We start from the raw sequence: 16138 nt of genomic DNA, 5'->3' as shown, positions 1-16138 counted from the left end.
TATGATTCAAGATATCAACACCGAAATACACAACGCCTACGAAATCATAAAAGAAGGCGGCATTATTCTATATCCTACTGACACTGTTTGGGGAATTGGTTGTGATGCGACCAATCCGGAAGCCGTAGCCAAAATATATAAACTTAAAAAAAGAGCCGAAACCCAAAGCATGATTGTCTTGATGAACGGCGAAAAAATGATGTACAATGTTTTCAAAGAAATTCCTGAAGTCGCTTGGCAAATTATGGATCTTTCCGAAAACCCAACTACATTAGTACTGGACAAACCACGTAATGTAGCTCCAAACTTAATCGCAACAGATAATACTTTAGGAATCCGATTAGTAAAAGAACCCTTTTGTTTTAAATTACTGGAGCGCATGAAAAAACCGCTGGTTTCAACCTCGGCTAATATCTCGGGACAACCCACTCCAAAAAGTTTCAAAGAAATTAGCCCCGAAATTATAAAAGGCGTTGACTATGTTGTAAATTTGCAACGCGATAAAATTGCCGGAAAACCGTCTACAATCATAAAATTGACAAGTGATTCTCAGGTAAAGCTGATTCGTAAATAATTTTAATTTACCGCAAATTTACACAGAAAAATGGATGAGTACATTTACAAAGATGAAAACTATAAAATAGTCGGAATACTTTACGAAATACATAAACATCTAGGCAAAGGTTTCTCCGAAATTGTTTATAAAGATGCTTTAGAATTTGAGCTGCAAAATTCAAACATTCCCTATGAAAGAGAAAAAGAGTTTTCTGTAAATTACAAAAACACTATTTTGAAACATAAATTTTATGCTGACTTTGTAGTTTATGATAAAATTATTCTAGAAATTAAAACCGTAGCCTGTTTTGACAACAGTCATTATAACCAATGTTTAAATTATTTAAAAGTATCAGGTAATAAATTAGCAATTCTAGCAAATTTCAATTTAACATCATTAGAATACAAACGCATTATAGATTCAAAAAAATAATTTGTGAATTTGCGGTAAAATATTATGAATTACAAAGAAGCATTAAACAATAAAATATTCGAAGTCATCGCTCAAGCCTCTCAAGAACTACATATTGACAGCTATGTTATTGGTGGTTTTGTGAGAGATTTGATTTTGAAACGAGACTTCAAAAAAGACATCGATATCGTAGCCGTAGGTAGCGGCATCGAATTGGCTTTAAAAGTTTCGGACTTACTTCCAAAAAAACCAAAAGTCCAGGTTTTTAAAAACTACGGAACGGCAATGCTCCGTTTTGAGGATACCGAAATCGAATTTGTAGGCGCTCGAAAAGAGTCTTACACCCAAGACAGCAGAAATCCTATCGTTGAAAATGGCAGCTTAGAAGACGATCAACGCCGTCGTGACTTTACCATTAATGCGCTGGCTTTATCTTTGAATACCAAAAATTTTGGAGAACTCTTAGATCCATTTAACGGATTAGAAGACCTCGAAAACAAAACTTTAAGAACACCTCTTGATCCCGATATTACCTATTCTGACGATCCGTTGCGCATGTTGAGAGGCATTCGTTTTGCCAATCAATTGGGCTTTACTATTGAAGAAAAATCATTAGAATCTATTAAGAAAAATGCTGAGCGAATTAAAATCATTTCCGGCGAACGCATTGTTGATGAATTAAACAAGATGCTTTCGACTGATAAACCATCTGTTGGATTTTTATTGTTATTCAAAACAGGTCTTCTAGAGATCATTCTTCCTGAATTGACTGCTTTGAATCAGGTGGAAGAGATTGAAGGGCATACCCATAAAAATAATTTCTATCACACACTGGAAGTTGTTGATAATATTTGCCCAAACACAGATGATGTCTGGCTACGCTGGGCTGCCTTGTTGCACGATATTGGAAAAGCACCAACGAAACGTTTCAACAAAAAACAAGGTTGGACTTTCCACGGACATGAATTTTTAGGCGGAAAAATGGTCAAAAAAATCTTCGAAAGATTGCACATGCCGTTGAACCAAAAAATGAAATTTGTTCAAAAAATGGTTATGATGAGTTCTCGTCCCATCGTTTTGTCACAGGATACTGTAACGGATTCAGCCGTACGTCGTTTAGTTTTTGATGCAGGTGAAGATGTAGAGAATTTAATGACTTTATGCGAAGCGGATATTACCACTAAAAACCCAAGCAAGTTCAAAAAATACCATAATAATTTTGAAATTGTCCGCAAGAAAATCGTGGAAGTGGAAGAACGCGACCATGTTCGCAATTTTCAACCACCCATTTCAGGAGAAGAAATTATGGAAATTTTTAATTTAAAACCATCCCGAGAAATCGGAATTCTCAAAGAAGCAATAAAAGAGGCAATTCTTGAAGGCGAAATCCCAAACGACTATAAAGCCGCCTATGATTTTATGCTAAAAAGAGCTAAAAAATTAGGGTTAAAAATTAACGCTTGTTGAATTAAGAAATAATTGTTTTTAAAATATCTTTACAAAATTACTTTCAAACAATGAAAAAGGAAAATAAATCAGTTGTCTTTTGGCTATTATCAGGTTGTGTACTTTTATTTGTAATGGTTGTCGTAGGGGGAATCACCCGATTGACTAATTCAGGACTATCCATGACGGATTGGCATTTGGTTACCGATACTTTTCCTCCGCTTACCGAAGCAAAATGGGAGGAAACTTTTGAGCGTTACAAACAATTTCCCGAATACCAAAAAATCAACATTCATAATGATTTCACCCTTTCTGATTATAAATTCATTTATTTTTGGGAATGGTTCCACCGTTTCATAGGAAGGATAATTGGCCTAGTTTTTATCATTCCGTTTGTCTATTTTTTGATTAAAAAAAGACTTTCAAGCGAGACCATAAAAAAATGTATTGTCCTATTATTCATGGGAGGTTTCCAAGGATTTCTGGGCTGGTTCATGGTAAAAAGCGGTTTGATTGACAATCCAGATGTAAGCCATTTCAGACTTTCTCTGCATTTAACTTTTGCTTTTATCACCTTTGCTTATACCCTTTGGGTTGCTTTGGACTTGATTTACCCAAATAAAACCCAAATCCATTTTTCTTTAAGAAAATTGGCTCGTATAGCTTTGGTTTTTCTGCTGTTGCAAATTATCTACGGAGGATTTGTTGCAGGTCTAAATGCTGGTTTGATACACAATCACTGGCCTTTAATGAGTGATGGCCAACTGATTCACGATAGCGTTTTTATAGAACAAAAAACACTTTTCCTGAACCTTGTTGAAGGAAAAAGTGGTGTTCAGTTTGTTCACAGAACCATGGCCTATGTTGTAGTGGGATTAATCCTTGCCTTATATTTCAAAAGTAAAAAATACACGCTTTCACTGCCACAGAAAAAAGGAATCAACACCTTGGTAGTGGTTGTTTTTTTACAATTTGCTTTAGGTGTTTTCACCTTGCTTTACCACGTACCGTTATGGTTGGGTTTAGCACACCAAATAATGGCGTTTTTTTTACTGACAGCGATGACGTTCACCCTACATCGTTTCTCAAAATAATGATAAAGCATACCTAAATACCTGACTATATTGTCGCATTTCTTTGTTCAAAATTTTAAATGTCTAAACTTGCTGCTCAGGATAAATTTCTGGATCTGTCCGATTATGGCAGACCATTGGCCAAACTGTTTGCCAACCAATTAAAAAATACTCCAATCACTCCCATCCACGTCACTTTGCTTTTTGGGGTTTCTGGAGCTATTGCCATTTTCTTTATCCTGCAAGGTCATTACATTTTGGCGGGCTTTTTTATTGTTTTAAAATCAATTATTGATGCCGCCGACGGTGAACTGGCAAGAATAAAAAAAACACCCTCCTATACCGGAAGATATCTCGACAGCGTGTTCGATATTGTTCTTAATTTTCTCTTTCTAATGACCGTTTGTTACGTTTCGCAAACTACAATTTGGCTGGCTTTTTTGGCTTTTTTTTGCATCCAATTACAAGGAACTTTGTACAATTACTACTATGTTATCCTGAGAAACAAATCAGAAGGAGGCGACAAAACCAGTAAAATATTCGAGAACAAATCGCCAAAAGCTTTACCGGGAGAAAGTCAAAAATCAGTAGATATTTTGTTCCAAATTTACACTATTGTTTATGGAATTTTTGACAAAATAATTCATGCCATGGACAAAGAAGCTTACAAGGTAAAAACCTTTCCTAACTGGTTTATGACCTTTGTCTCTATTTATGGCCTCGGCTTTCAATTACTTATTATTGCCCTGATGTTACCTCTGGGATTTATTGACTGTATTGTCCCGTTTTTTATCTTTTATACGTTATTTATTTTTGTTTTAATTGGCATTCGAAAAAACTGGCTAAAAGCATAAATTCTACTAATTCATTCGTTTAAAAGTATCGAATTAACCAATCCAAGTTTTAAAGTCCGACACTTTTTCCCTACTAACAATGATCTCATCTTCAGCATAAGAAGGCAAAATCACTTTTAGACGCGAGTTACTGTGGATTAAAATTTCCTTAATTGACCTTAATGCAATGATAAATTTCCGACTTACGCGAAAGAACTTTTCAGGATCTAATTCCTGTTCTAAAACTTCTAAAGTACTTTCAATCAAATAATTTCTATTGTCGAAAGTGTGAATATAGGTTCCTTTATTTTCGCTAAAAAAACATTCAATTTCATCAATAGCAATTACTTTCAAATGCTGTCCAATTTTCACAGTAAACCGTTTTTTGTGATTTTTATCAAATGGATTAGAAAGCATTCTCTTGATTTGATCAAAATCCATTTGAACCATATTCTGTTTTGGTAAACGTGCCTTAAATTTGGCCACCGAAACTTCTAAATCTTCTTCGTCAATGGGTTTCAAAAGATAATCGATACTGTTCAGTTTGAAAGCGCGCAAAGCATATTCATCGTAAGCCGTCGTAAAAATTACCGCGCTTCTAATTTCGATTTTCTCAAATATTTCAAATGACAAGCCATCAGACAGCTGAATGTCCAGAAATATCAAATCAGGGTGTGCATTATTAGAAAACCAAGCAATAGATTCTTCTACGGAATGAAGCATCACTCCTACCTCAACATTTAGTTTTTGGAGTTTTCGTTGTAACAATCTAGCTGCCGGTTTTTCGTCTTCGATAATTATTGTTGTCATTTAATGTTGAATCGTTTATTTGATAATTGCTTTAAACTAAAATACACTTTTCTTTTATTCCCATTTCTCCCTTTGCTCCTTTTCCATTAGTTTTTGGATTTTGTTTTGCTCCCAATTAGTCCCAAAAAACAAATTCCCACCAAAAACCGATAATCCATGAGCCAATACACCTATTCCCCAAAAGAAGACCGTATTCCAATTTTGCCATTCCCAAAAATTAGCATCACCGATAGAATCCTCATTATATCTTGACAAAATAATAAAACTATTTACCAAAAAATAAATCAATAAATGAACATAAAACCCTTTAATTCGCTTGACTCTTTTATAGGCTAATTCATATCTTACATCAGGATTATCCCTCCCTGCTTCAGCTCTATTATAACTATTTTCTTTAAAATTTTCCATATTCATAGGTATTTGATTATTCCCAATTTTCATTTTTTCTTTTTTCCTTTTCCATAAACTCTTTTATTTTTTGCTCTTCCCAATCTTTACCAAAGAAAGGCATGCAATCAAAAACTTTCATCCCATGAAAAAGGACTCCAATTCCCCAACCCAACATAGGCCAATAAAACCATAAATGTCCTGGTGAAGTCAGCAGATTGATTGCCAAAAAACCCAAATTCACCACGATATAAGAAATTAAATTCCCATAAAATCCCTTGATTTCATTTACTCTTTTTTGGGCTTTCTGATAGCGCTCTTCATCTCTATAATTAGTATTTTCCATGATTATTTCCAACTTTGTTTATGATCTTCTTTCTGTAAAATCTCTTTAATTTTTCTTTCCTCCCAATTGGAACTGTAACCAAAAACTTTAAAAGCATGCATAATTAATCCAAAACCCCAACCGGCTGCCGAAAACCAAAACCACTGAAATTGCGGGGAATATTTAAGATTAATAAAAATTAAAATTGGGATGACAAAGCAATAAGAAATCAAACTCATATAAAATTTTTTCAATTCTTCTACTCTTTTTTGAGCTCTATAATAAGCGTTTTTCTCTTTATAATTGACTGTTTCCATAACTGCAATTTGTTTGGTCAAAATAGGGATTCTGACTGTAAAAGTATTTTCGTTTTGTGCTATCAATACTTTTCGATTCGTAATGATACCATAACGATTGATGATGTTTTGAAGACCAACGCCTTGACGGTCTTGCAGGACTTCTTTCTTTTGAAAATCATTCTCAACAACCAGATAGCCTTCTTTTATAAAAATTCTAATATGCAAAGGCCTTTGTTCGCTAACTACGTTATGCTTGACGGTGTTTTCTAACAAAAGCTGTAATGATAACGACACCACCTTGGCTTCAGGATTTAGAATTTGATCCGGAAGTTCATAAAACAAGCTGTTTTCAAAACGCATTTTTAATAAATTCATATAGGTTTTGGCGAAAGCCAATTCTTCTTCAACCGAAACTAATTCCTTGTCTTTTTGTTCTAATACGTAGCGATAAATCTTAGATAATGAAGTGGTAAATTTTTGTGCATTATCAGGGTTTTCTTCAATTAAGGAACTCAGCACGTTCAAACTATTGAAAAGAAAATGAGGATCAATCTGGTTTTTTAAACTTTCAAACTTTGCCGAAGCCGTTCCCGCAATAATTTTTTGCTCTTTGACCTTGTTTTCATTGTACGCCTTATAGAAAAACAGCGCATGAATTCCTAATAAAACTACAAAGCTAACAATTGACGGAACAAGATAATTGGCCGGTTTTTCGTCTCTTAAAAAAGCCTCCAAAGTGTTTTTTTCTATTAGTACATCTTCAAAAATTCTAAGCAAAAAAATTGTAAATAAAGAAAGCACAAATGAACTAAAAAAACCAATCACCAGTCTATTGAGCACATAGCGGTTATTTTTAAATATTGAATCTAAAAACATAAAAAGTGCTGCATTTACATAATACAATAACAAACTGTACAGCATGGTGTAGGCAAAATTTACCTTTAAATGATTGTCAAAAGTTATTTGTCCTCCATTGATAACGTGAATTATTGTTAAAGCGATGAATATCGCCAGCGAAATAAACAAAGCTCTTGGAAATTCTTTTATCAGTTTATTCATTTTATTTCTTTTAGATTGACTTGAAGATTAGGTAAAGACTTTCTACAATCTTGCTTTTTTTCTAGTTTTACTTACAGTTTTTTAATGCTGCCGTTGCTCTGTCTAATCCCCATTTTGGAGAAAAAGCATTTTCTGGTTTAAAAGTAGCAAAAAGTCCAATAGCTTTCTCCAGTTGCGCGCATAAAGGTTTAGTATCTGCTCCAGTCCACTTGGCCCCATTGATTTGGAAATCGGCTTTAGAGAAAACAACCCTGGGATTATCCGGGGCAAGCGCTTCGGCTTTGGTATACAATTCCATTACTTTTCCAGATAATTTCATTCCGTTTACCATGGGATCAGCAACAATCCAGGCTGTATTTATCATGGCTTGCATAACATACAATTCGGCATTATTGGTGTCTTTTAGCAATTCCACATCCAAGGCATTTTGTGCTTTGGAAAGCAATAAACTGATTTTTTCTTTGTCAGAAGTTCCAAAAGCAGTCGTTGTATTTACTAATGCCACATAATAATTGGGTAGCCAACTGCTTTTTTCGGCCGCTGCAATTCTTTCGAATAAATCAGAGGCTTCAGTTGTTTTTCCTTCTTTCCAAAGTCCGAAAGCTTTTCCCATTCCTTGTTCAAATTGTCCTTGAGCTGATAATAAGCTGCACACAAATAATGCAATTGAGGTGATCATTTTTGTCATAATAATTAGTTTTAATAGTTGATGATTGTTTTGATGATTGAAACTGTTTAATTACAATTCAAAAGTATTTCAGTTTACTCTCTTTTAAAATTTATAGTTACCCAACTGTCGTTTTTAAAGGATGAATTGTTATTTATTCGAAAATTATAAAATTGAACGTTGCATTAAAGATTCTTAAGTTGATTGTCCTTCTTGTCATTACTAATCGTCCAAAAGAAACCTACGAAGAAAAACCGATCCGCTGTAGGCGTCACTTCTTTTCTGTTATAAAAACCACTGCTATTTGGATTTTTGGCATAATCATATCCAAAAACATTTTGACTTCCTAAAACATTGGATACTGAGAAATACAGAATCTTTTGGGTACTTAGTAAATAGGCCCAGTTAAAACTCAAATTATGGTATGATTTTGTCTTTCCATTCATGAATTGGCTTTCATTTGGATTGTTGTACGGACGCCCAGAACTATAAGTATTGGTAAAACCCAATTGCGATTTCCAATCGTTTATCCAATATTTAGCAACGATAGACAGGCTATGATCTGCAACAAAATTAGGCGTCGCCTGATTTGGAAAATTTTTATAATTTCTTTCGGTGTCGATGTAAGAATAAGAAATCCAATATTCTAAATTCTTAAATGATTTTCCGTCTCGCCAAAACAAATCCAGTCCTTTAGCATAACCCGATCCTTCATTATCAAATATCGAATTGTATTGCACCATTGGCGTATCGTATTTTACCAAATTTCTGTACTCTTTAAAATAGGTTTCCGCTCTAAAAGTCTTACCGTTTTTATTGAATTGGTAATTCAGGATATAATGAGAAGCTCTCTCGCTTTCAAATTGATGGTATTTTGAATATTTAATATAATCTGCACTTGGCGTTTGGGAAAAATCTCCGTAAGCTGCCGAAAACTGGCTGTTCTTAGCCATTTTATAAGCCAATGATATTCTGGGAGAAATGGCGGTTTCTTTCAACAATTCATTATTTGAAACCTGCAAACCAATTTTGGCTGCAAACTTTTTTGAAAAGAAAACATCCGCTTCTGAATAAACCGCTGCAATTCTGGAATTATATGTATTTACATATTTTGCCCCTGAATTTTCATTAAATTTTTCATCAAAAACAGTGACGAAATAATCCCCGCCAAAAGACAACTTAAACCTATTGGAGAAGTTTTTCTTCAATTTCAGCTTGAAATGCGCAGCATTTTCATCATTATTCAAATGATCTAAATCCAGTCCAATCTGGTTTTTTCCATAACCATAACTCATACCGCTCGCAATTTGCCAACTCTCTCCAAAATTTCCATTATAAGAAGTATTCAAATAGAAATTATTGTTGTTTAAATTGACTCTGATTTTTTCAGGTCCGTTTATATTTTCTTGATTAATATCGAATTTTGAAGCATCAAAAGCTGCGTAAACTTTAAAGATTCCGTTATTAAAATGATAGCGGTACACTGTTTCTCCAGATAAAGATTGAAACGGACTGTTCCAATCTACATTCTGCTTGACAGCAGCCTGATAAGGCGCCAAATTAATATAAGCTGCGTTTACACTGAGGGAACTTTTATTCCATTTTTGAGTGTTTCCTAAACCTAAACCAACGGTCATAAGGGAAATTTCGGTTTTATTTTGATCGGGTTCATCCTGCGTATTTAATAGCAAAACACTCGATAAGGCTTCTCCATATTCGGCAGAATAACCCCCTGTTGAAAAAGCGATTCCGCTAAAAAGAAAAGGAGAAAATCGACCACGGGTAGGTAAATTATTGGTACTCGCGCCATAAGGTTGCGCCACCCGAATACCGTCTACAAAAGTCTGGGTTTCATTGGCCTCGCCACCACGAACAAAAAGTCTCCCGTCTTCGGCTACATTTTGCGTTCCTGGAAGTGTTTGCAAAGCTGCGATAATATTACCGGCCGAACCCGCCGTGGTTACAATATCTAGTGGTTTCAGTACTGAAACTCTAGCTTTATCACCGGATTCCATTGTGCCGGCGGTTATCACAACTGCGTCCAGCGCGTTGACATTGTCTTTTAAAGTAATTATTTTACCCTGACAATTAGCCACATCAATTTGGATTTTAGTAGTTTCATAAATAAGGAAACTCGCTACCAAGATCTGATTTCCGGTGCTGCTAGTCGTAAAAGCAAAATCTCCTTTATCATTAGAAGAAATTCCGTCATAGGTTCCTTCGATAAAAATATTAGCTCCCACAATTGGGTTCCCTTTTTGGTCAACCACTTTTCCAGAAACGGTTGATTGAGAAAAAGTAAAATTGGCAAACAAAAGAAAGCTAAAAATAAAAATGGTTTTCATAATATTGATTTTGATGCAGCAAATATCTTAGACAATACAAGCTTGTCAAAAAAGTTCTGACTCAACCGTAGAAATTACAGGATGAACTGTACCAAAGAGTTAAAAAAATAACAAACAATATTGTTTAGAACGATTAGTCCTTTGGTATAAAAACATTAATTTTGTTCCAAAATAACAAAAGATGAAAAAAAGTATTTCAATTCTAATCCTTTCACTTTGTTTTTCCATTGGTTTTTCTCAAGAAACCAAAACCTCTTTTGACGAAAAACTGGCTAAATCATTAGACGCTGATGCATATGGAATGAAGCAATATGTTTTTTGTATTCTAAAAACCGGAAGCAACACCACTGCAACTAAAGAAGAACGAAAAAAATTATTCGAAGGCCATATGGCTAATATTAACAAACTTGCGGCTGAAGGAAAATTAGTTATTGCGGGACCATTCCTTGAAAACGATAAAAACTACAGAGGCATTTTTGTTTTTAATGTAAAAACCGTCGAGGAAGCTCAAAAACTTGTTGCGACAGATCCTGCCGTTCAAGCAAAATTATTCGATGTCGAATTAACGCCTTGGTACAGTAGTGCTGCTTTACAGCAAATTTCTAAACTACACGCCCAAATTGCCAAAGAAAAATTTTAGAACTCAATAAAAATCCTTTTTTATTACATAGATACTTGATACTCGCTCTTTATGAAAACCGAAAAAGAAAAAATGATTGCCGGAGAATATTATCTAGCTGGAGATCCTGTTTTAGTAAAAGAAAGACGAAAATCTAAAAACCTACTCCACCGATTAAATGTTACCGAGTATCGGATTACCAAAAAAGCAAGAGAAATCATTAAAGAATTAATTCCTAATGCGGGAGCCAATCTCTATATTGAACCACCTTTTTTTTGCGATTATGGTTACAACATCTACTGTGGCGAAAATGTATATTTCAATGTAAATTGTGTCGTTCTAGACTCTACCAAAGTAACTATTGGTTCCAATGTCTTTTTTGCACCAGGAGTTCAGTTGTATACCGCAACCCATCCTCTTGATGCCGAATTGAGAAAAACACTCGAAAATGCTTTACCTATTACCATTGGCGACGATTGTTGGATTGGTGGCAATTCGGTCATTTGTCCTGGAGTTAGCATAGGCAATGGCTGTGTTATAGGCGCCGGTTCTGTTGTTACAAAAGACATACCGGCCAATTCGCTGGCTGTAGGAAATCCGGCAAAAGTGATTCGAAAATTAAATCAATAAATTATGCCACACCTACTAGCAAAACTCCATAATGTTCCATTAGAAACCATCAAAGAGGTTTTAAAAAAGGACAAATTGTTTCATGCTTCGCAAGGAATGCATTTAGAAAACATTTGGCAAAATGCCGATGCTAAAAATGAAGTTCAATTTCTTTTTAAAATTGACAACATCGACGAAACCAAAAAGTTAATAAACCAGCTACATTCCGATGCTTTGGCAAATGACCCAAACGCCAATCTCCCTGAAATGACTTATTTAAAATAACCATGATTTCTATAAACAAAGTACACCATATTGCCATTATTTGTTCTGATTATAAAAAATCGAAAACTTTTTATACTGATGTTTTAGGATTGACCATTATTCAAGAAATCTATCGTGAGGAAAGAGAATCTTATAAACTGGATTTGGCTTTAAATGGTGTGTACACCCTAGAACTTTTTTCGTTTGCAAATCCGCCACAACGTGCCTCCAGACCGGAAGCTACAGGATTACGCCATTTGGCTTTTGAAGTCGATAATTTAGACCAAACAATAAATTATTTAACTTCCAAAAACATTCAATCAGAGCCTATCCGAATAGATGAAACGACTCATAAACGTTTTACTTTTATCACTGATCCGGATGCACTTCCTATAGAATTTTACGAAAAATAAATCCTTTTTTAATTGGCAAAACAGAATTCACAAAGGTTTTTCAAAAACACCAGATTATAACGCAATTTTGAATCTCAATCCGATTTTCTTTCTTTAAATTTGTGATGCTCTAAAAAACACCTGTATTTTGAATAAACAATTCTTGTTTTTATTTGAAAATAAATACATCCTAAAATATTTTTTAAATGAACAATACCAGCCGCATTAAAAAAAATTACCAGTTTATAAAATTTCAAAAACTAGTCATTGTTTCTGTTCTAATTGGTTTCCTGTCTGCTTTTTTAGGAGTTGCTTTAAAAAAAATAACCGAATATTACGAGGAAATATTTTTTCATAAAGCAACTGTAAACCCCGTATTCTTTGTGATTTTTCCAATTTTTGGACTTTCGGTCATTTACTTTCTTCGGGAATATCTTTTTAGAAAAAAAGAAAATAAAGGCATTAAAGAAATTTTTGAAAGCACCAATTCCAAATCCAAAAACCTGCCCAACTACAAGATACCATCGCATTTTATCAACGGATTATTGACCGTTATTTTTGGAGGATCAACAGGGATTGAGGTTTCAACCGTAGTTGCTTCGGCGACGATTGGTTCTGTTGCCCAAAGAAAGCAAAACGTTTTTAAACAATACAAAACCGAATTGATCTGCGCTGGTGTTGCAGCGGGAATTACTGCTTTATTCAGCAGCCCTGTAGCTGGGATATTTTTTGCATTGGAAGTTATTTCCAGAAAAGTAACCCGAGCTTTTTTAATCAGTAATTTGATTGCTGTCACAATTGCATTTGGCCTTATTTCTCTCTTAGATGAAAAACCTTTGTTTGCGCTAACCATTACGACTTGGCATCTAAAAGCCATTCCTTATTTTATCCTTTTAGGAATTTTGGCGGGACTAAATTCGGTTTATCTTACGCATTGTGTTTTGTTTTTTAAATCACAATTTTCAAAAATTGAAACCCATTATTACAAAATAATTATTGGTTCAGTCATTCTGACTGTTTCTTTATTGCTGTTTCCACAACTTTATGGAGAAGGCTATCATGCCCTAAAAACTATTTTCAATCCTACGAATGAAATACCGCTGACACTGTCATTAGCCCTTACTTATGTCGGAATTATAGTTTTAAAACCCATTGTAACTTCAGCCACTTTGGCTTCTGGCGGAGATGGCGGTGTTTTTGCGCCAAGCCTTTTTATTGGTGCTTTTTTAGGATTACTAGTTGCATCGACTTTAAATACTTTTTTTAATGTCAATGTGATTCCGCTAAATTTTATGGTCATAGGAATGGCTGCCGTTCTCAGTGCCAGTATCCATGCGCCTTTTACCGCGATTTTCTTAGTTTGCGGCCTAACAAATGATTATACCTTATTTCTACCTATTTTAGTGGTTTGCCTCATCTCAAAATATACTGCCAAAATAATTTATCCTTATAACGTTTATAACTATACTCCAAGTTTAACAAAATAACATCCATGGCCATTCAAAAAATTAAAAGAAGCTACCGCAAAACCAAATACATTCTATACAAAGAAACCCTAGTCGATTTTAAAGAACATTTTTGGGCATTTATAGGCTCATTTATAGGAATTGGAACTATCGCCTACATGCAATCCAAAACATTACCGGATTCTGATGTGGTCTATCTTATAGGTTCCTTTGGAGCATCATGTGTACTTATTTATGGGGTGATTCAAAGTCCATTAGCACAGCCTCGAAACTTGGTTGGCGGTCATGTCATTTCGGCAATTGTAGGGGTAACCGTTGCTACTTTTGTGCCAGATATCATGTGGCTCACTTCTGCCTTATCCGTTTCAATTTCTATTGTTTTAATGCAACTCACCAAAACATTGCATCCGCCTGGTGGAGCCACTGCTTTGATAGCAGTAACTGGATCAGCTGAAATTAAAAATCTTGGTTATTGGTATGTCATTACACCTGTTCTAAGTGGCGTTCTTATTTTACTTATTGTTGCTTTAATTTTTAATAACACGACAGCTAACAGGTATTATCCAAGTCATAAAAAATACCATAAAATCAGGAAAAGGATCCATAAATCACTTCAAAACCAGTAATCTAAATTCATTCAAATTAGTAGCCTTTTGTTTCGAACTAAAAGATTAAAATCAAGCAGCTGTACTCTTTTTTATTTTTTAAATCAATTTCCTGATAAATAATTGATTCAGTCTTGATAAATGTATCGGCAAAAATCTTATCAACAAATCAAGAATCTGAAATCTGAAATCTAAAATTAAATTTTACCTTTGACCATTCAATAAAAACAAAGATTATGGTTTACAAATTCAGAGTAATTCTAGATGCCGAGGAAGATATATTCAGAGATATTGCAATACTTGCAGAAGACACTTTAGAGGATTTACACAATGCCATCTTCAATTCCTTTGGGTTTGACGGCATGGAAGTCGCTTCGTTCTATACTTGTGATGAAACTTGGAATCAGGAGGATGAAATTTCACTTTTTGATACTGGAGATGTCCCTGGAGAACAAAAAATAATGAGTGATTATAAACTCTCTGATATCCTTGATGACGAAAACACTAAAATTCTATATGTTTATGATTTCATCAATATGTGGACTTTTTTAGTTGAATTGGCCGCTATTGAAGAGCAAACCGCTGGAAATATCTATCCCGAAACACTATTCTCACATGGAGAAATGCCAGATGAGGCAATGGAGAAAAGTTTTGAAGCAGACAATGCTGATGACTACGCCAGTGAATTTGAAGACGATTTAGATCAAGATGATTTAGATATGTTTGAAGGAGATGATAGCTTTGAGGATTATGGATTTGAGGAAAATTGGAACTAGAGTAGTAGAAAACTAAGAATCAAGAGCCAAGATCAAAGACCTATCTACCGTCTTTCATCTTGGCTCTTTCATCTAATAAACATAAAAAATGATCAACTTATTTAACACGCACATCGAAACGCTTTCCATCCATCGTGTTGGAAATAAAAGCCGTAATGAAGCTATTTTTTTATCAGAGCAACCTTTCAATCTTCAAGATGAAATTGTACCTCTTATCAAAGAATTTTTCTTAAAACCTTTTAGAGAAAAAGAGGAAAACTACTTTCAGTTTGCGCATGAAGTCGATTTAGATTACAATGATATGTTTAAATTCGCCAGTGAAATTTTTGAAAATCCGGCTAATTTACACGAATGTTCCAAAAAAATTACCAAACATCTATTTGAGCAATCCAATCATCCGCACATTAAAAATGGAGAAGTTTATGTTGCTTATTTGACTAATGTAAATATTGACAATAATGTCGTTGATGCTATTGGGATTTTTAAAAGTGAATTACAAGCTGATTTCTTGCAATTTGAAGAAAAAGGAACCCATCTGGAAATGATTTTACAACAGGGAATAAACTTAAACAAACTGGATAAAGGTTGTTTGATTTTTAATCATAAAAAAGAGGAAGGATATAAAATCCTAACTGTAGACAGCAACCGTTATGATGCTAGATATTGGTTAGAGCATTTCCTTTCGGTAGATGCTTTTGAGGATGAAAATTTTATCACAAAAAAATACCTTAAATTTTGTCAAAACTTTGCCAAAGATGTTGTTTTTCCTGCCGAAGACAAGAAAGAAGAAGTGATGTTTATGAACCGATCTGTGAATTATTTTGCCAAAAATGATGAATTTGAAGAAACTGAATTTTTGAATGAAGTCTTGGATAACCCTGATTTGATTCCTGAATTTAAAAATTATAAAGTAGACAAAGGCGAAAAATACAGCATTGAAGATGTTACTTCATTCCCTATTGCCAATGCAGCGGTTTCTGATGCCCGAAAATCAATCAAAAATGTCATTAATCTGGATACTCATATCCAAATTAAAATGGATTTCATCAACCCGGAAAGTGCCGAAAAATTTGTTGAAAAAGGTTGGGACGAAGAAAAACAAATGTACTACTACTTAGTTTATTTCAATAAAGAAGAGAAATCTTAAAAGAAAATCACAAAATCACCAACCCTCAATTGTAAAATCAATTGAGGGT

General features: G+C 34.3%; 19 protein-coding genes. 13 read left to right on the top strand and 6 right to left on the bottom strand.

The genetic code is table 11. The annotated features are described in order from the left end of the window. Window position 1 precedes the first annotated feature (1 nt). Genes LNP19_RS08505 through LNP19_RS08485 form a run of 5 tightly spaced genes read left to right on the top strand, consistent with a single transcriptional unit; the run spans window position 2 to window position 4340 of the window. Complete coding sequence (locus tag LNP19_RS08505) at window positions 2-574, top strand: L-threonylcarbamoyladenylate synthase (RefSeq protein WP_230061502.1); 573 nt, start codon at window positions 2-4, stop codon at window positions 572-574. 30 nt (window positions 575-604) lie between these two features. Beyond that, entirely contained in the window at window positions 605-988 is a 384-nt protein-coding gene (locus LNP19_RS08500) for a GxxExxY protein (protein ID WP_230061501.1), read from the top strand. Between the two features lie 24 nt (window positions 989-1012). Continuing rightward, window positions 1013-2434, top strand: a complete 1422-nt coding sequence (locus LNP19_RS08495) for a CCA tRNA nucleotidyltransferase (protein WP_230061500.1) — start codon at window positions 1013-1015, stop codon at window positions 2432-2434. A 50-nt stretch (window positions 2435-2484) separates the two neighbouring features. Then, a complete protein-coding gene (locus LNP19_RS08490) occupies window positions 2485-3507 on the top strand; it encodes a COX15/CtaA family protein (RefSeq protein ID WP_230061499.1) in 1023 nt (340 codons plus the stop codon). Window positions 3508-3566: 59 nt separating this feature from the next. After that, window positions 3567-4340 carry a CDP-alcohol phosphatidyltransferase family protein gene (locus tag LNP19_RS08485; protein WP_230061498.1) on the top strand — a complete coding sequence of 258 codons (774 nt, stop codon included), beginning with the start codon at window positions 3567-3569 and terminating at the stop codon, window positions 4338-4340. Window positions 4341-4373: 33 nt separating this feature from the next. Here LNP19_RS08485 and LNP19_RS08480 read toward each other — a convergent pair whose 3' ends face one another. The 6 genes from LNP19_RS08480 to LNP19_RS08455 all read right to left on the bottom strand — a co-directional run bounded on the left by LNP19_RS08480 (window position 4374) and on the right by LNP19_RS08455 (window position 10211). Then, a complete protein-coding gene (locus LNP19_RS08480; protein WP_230061497.1) occupies window positions 4374-5129 on the bottom strand; it encodes a LytR/AlgR family response regulator transcription factor in 756 nt (251 codons plus the stop codon). 54 nt (window positions 5130-5183) lie between these two features. Then, on the bottom strand, window positions 5184-5537 hold the full coding sequence (locus LNP19_RS08475; protein ID WP_230061496.1) for a 2TM domain-containing protein: 354 nt from the start codon (window positions 5535-5537) through the stop codon (window positions 5184-5186). Window positions 5538-5553: 16 nt separating this feature from the next. Then, window positions 5554-5862 (bottom strand): 2TM domain-containing protein, encoded by a 309-nt coding sequence (locus tag LNP19_RS08470; RefSeq protein ID WP_230061495.1) that lies wholly within the window; start codon window positions 5860-5862, stop codon window positions 5554-5556. Between the two features lie 2 nt (window positions 5863-5864). After that, window positions 5865-7199 (bottom strand): histidine kinase, encoded by a 1335-nt coding sequence (locus tag LNP19_RS08465; protein ID WP_230061494.1) that lies wholly within the window; start codon window positions 7197-7199, stop codon window positions 5865-5867. A gap of 67 nt (window positions 7200-7266) precedes the next feature. After that, a complete protein-coding gene (locus LNP19_RS08460) occupies window positions 7267-7887 on the bottom strand; it encodes a hypothetical protein (RefSeq protein ID WP_230061493.1) in 621 nt (206 codons plus the stop codon). 164 nt (window positions 7888-8051) lie between these two features. Next, a complete protein-coding gene (locus LNP19_RS08455) occupies window positions 8052-10211 on the bottom strand; it encodes a TonB-dependent receptor (RefSeq protein WP_230061492.1) in 2160 nt (719 codons plus the stop codon). Between the two features lie 181 nt (window positions 10212-10392). On the opposite strand from LNP19_RS08455, the gene LNP19_RS08450 reads away from it, so the two are divergent. The 8 genes from LNP19_RS08450 (at window position 10393) to LNP19_RS08415 (ending at window position 16089) form a co-directional block, all read left to right on the top strand. Next, on the top strand, window positions 10393-10851 hold the full coding sequence (locus LNP19_RS08450) for a YciI family protein (protein ID WP_230061491.1): 459 nt from the start codon (window positions 10393-10395) through the stop codon (window positions 10849-10851). Between the two features lie 51 nt (window positions 10852-10902). Then, window positions 10903-11460, top strand: coding sequence for a sugar O-acetyltransferase (locus tag LNP19_RS08445; protein ID WP_230061490.1), 558 nt, complete (start codon window positions 10903-10905; stop codon window positions 11458-11460). A 3-nt stretch (window positions 11461-11463) separates the two neighbouring features. Further along, window positions 11464-11724, top strand: coding sequence for a hypothetical protein (locus LNP19_RS08440; protein WP_230061489.1), 261 nt, complete (start codon window positions 11464-11466; stop codon window positions 11722-11724). A 2-nt stretch (window positions 11725-11726) separates the two neighbouring features. Beyond that, window positions 11727-12116 carry an SMU1112c/YaeR family gloxylase I-like metalloprotein gene (gene gloA2 / locus LNP19_RS08435; RefSeq protein WP_230061488.1) on the top strand — a complete coding sequence of 130 codons (390 nt, stop codon included), beginning with the start codon at window positions 11727-11729 and terminating at the stop codon, window positions 12114-12116. A gap of 185 nt (window positions 12117-12301) precedes the next feature. Then, entirely contained in the window at window positions 12302-13582 is a 1281-nt protein-coding gene (locus LNP19_RS08430; protein ID WP_230061487.1) for a chloride channel protein, read from the top strand. 5 nt (window positions 13583-13587) lie between these two features. Beyond that, window positions 13588-14187, top strand: a complete 600-nt coding sequence (locus tag LNP19_RS08425; protein ID WP_230061486.1) for an HPP family protein — start codon at window positions 13588-13590, stop codon at window positions 14185-14187. A gap of 215 nt (window positions 14188-14402) precedes the next feature. Further along, complete coding sequence (locus tag LNP19_RS08420; RefSeq protein ID WP_072941435.1) at window positions 14403-14942, top strand: IS1096 element passenger TnpR family protein; 540 nt, start codon at window positions 14403-14405, stop codon at window positions 14940-14942. Window positions 14943-15030: 88 nt separating this feature from the next. Continuing rightward, window positions 15031-16089: a nucleoid-associated protein gene (locus LNP19_RS08415; protein WP_072941432.1), complete on the top strand. Its 1059-nt coding sequence runs from the start codon at window positions 15031-15033 to the stop codon at window positions 16087-16089. Window positions 16090-16138: the final 49 nt, after the last annotated feature.

Source organism: Flavobacterium acetivorans (assembly GCF_020911885.1).
Taxonomy (GTDB): Bacteria; Bacteroidota; Bacteroidia; order Flavobacteriales; family Flavobacteriaceae; genus Flavobacterium; species Flavobacterium acetivorans.
This window is presented reverse-complemented; position numbering and strand designations above follow the sequence as displayed.